The 1833-nt window shown below is 34.4% G+C and carries 2 protein-coding genes; both read left to right on the top strand.

Annotation, left to right across the window (positions count from 1 at the left end):
- Positions 1–1427: hypothetical protein (locus tag CYP28_RS10325; RefSeq protein ID WP_181000424.1), on the top strand; the 1427-nt coding region annotated here is incomplete at its 5' end.
- A gap of 2 nt (positions 1428–1429) precedes the next feature.
- A partial coding sequence (locus CYP28_RS05235; protein ID WP_141090913.1) for a hypothetical protein occupies positions 1430–1833 on the top strand: 404 nt, incomplete at its 3' end.

The following is a 1833-nucleotide window of genomic DNA, read 5'->3' as shown; positions in this document are numbered from 1 at the left end:
TCAGTGAAGAACAAGCTAAGAGTATAAAAAACTTCAAGCTTGAATTTATCCCTATAAACAACGAGTTAAACTATGAAGATCTAATGGGACGTATGATCTTATCTCAAAACCCAAAAACTGGCGAGATGCAAACTAGCTATGAAAATGGTGCATTACTTAGCGCAATCAAAAGAAATATGTTCTTGGGAGAGAAGATTTCTATTGGTTTTGATGAACTTGCAGACAATGAAAGACTTTTTGCAAATTTCAAAGCCTTTTTAATGCCTGACATAAACAATAATTATGTTGCTACTGCGACAATGGCAAGAGATTTTTTATCTGTTAGCTCCCGAGATATAGCCTTTAGGCTAAAAGACAATAAAGTTGTTGAACGAAATTTCTTTATTTTTGAGGTGGCCAAAAAATGCGATAGTATCTTTACTTGTAACGATGAAGCAATAGAGATGGATAATAAAGGGGGCTTAATAGTAGATGTAAATAAGCTTAATAACTATCAGGCTAATTGTTTTCTCAAATCAATTACTAGCGATGCGGTAGAAAAACAATTCTTCGATAAATCAATAAAAGACGAGAATAAAAAAAGTTTAGATCGCTCTGCTTTCATAAAAACAAAGATCAACACAATGAAAGAAAGCCCAGTGCCACTTTTATTAATTAGCGAAGAAGTTGCTAATAAAATTCGTGCAAATGACGCTCTTAGCAAGTTGGAGCTAAGTTCGGCCTTGCCTTATTCAGTAAGCAAAGAAACATTTAAGGTATTTGCCACTGGCAATGAAATAAATCAAGACGTAAGCAAGGCAGCACTTGATCGCTTTGAAAATATTAAAATTTTTAATATATCGTTTGACGAGCTATACCAAAATTTAGCAGTATCAAAAATAGGGGTAAATTCAAAACTCTTTAATGAGCTAGATAATATCACGATAGATGGCAGCGCAAGGTTGGCTTTTGGTAAAGCAGTAGTTGATTTTGCAAGACTGATTTTTGAAATGCAGCGAAGTGGTGAGTTAATGATGCCAGAATATGACGGCAATAAAGAGCCAGCATATAAAGCTGGTTATTTGTCATCTCCTACATTAAATCCACGCTTGATCACTAATATAGTCAATCAATCAGAAACACCAAAAGATATTTTAGATAACTATTCACGATATGCAGAACAAATTTTAGGCATAGAAGGGTTGCCAGCTGAGTTTGAAATGAGCGAAATTGCGATGTTTGATGAAGCTCTAAAGAACAAACTCGCACCAGAAATTAATAAAATTTGTAAAAAATATGGTATCAAAAACAACATAGAGGACGATAGTCAAAATCTTTTGCTTCAGGCACTGCCAAGCATAGAGATCAAAAATTCTCAGGTAACACAGATGCCAGCACTTCAAGCCAATACTGAAGACGAGAATATAACAGCAAAAATGAAGTTATAACAATGAACGAGCAATTTAAAAACCGAAATGAGCTTATTTTACTTGATGGAGTAGCAAAAGAAATTGCTAAGCAGGTCATTTCGATAAATGCAGATAGGCGTGTCAGCAATGCAGCAATAAAAGCAATGCCAATCAACACATTTGTTTTTAACCCTGCCCTACTTTCATATGATCTCCAAGAACAGATAGAAAAACTTGATTTAAACCACTCTTTTGCTACTTTTAATGCAGAAAACGGATCGTATGAAATTTTTGTTTCTACGCTCACAAAAAAACAAGCTGACGAACTAATAAACAAAGAGGGCAGTGTAAAAATTAATGGTGACATTTTGAATTTGTCTGATGATTTTAATGGCCTTACTAAAAAGCTTGCGACTGATTTCTATAAGCATGAGCTAGCACATAC

This window comes from Campylobacter concisus (assembly GCF_002914195.1).
GTDB classification, from domain to species: Bacteria; Campylobacterota; Campylobacteria; order Campylobacterales; family Campylobacteraceae; genus Campylobacter_A; species Campylobacter_A concisus_M.
This window is presented reverse-complemented; position numbering and strand designations above follow the sequence as displayed.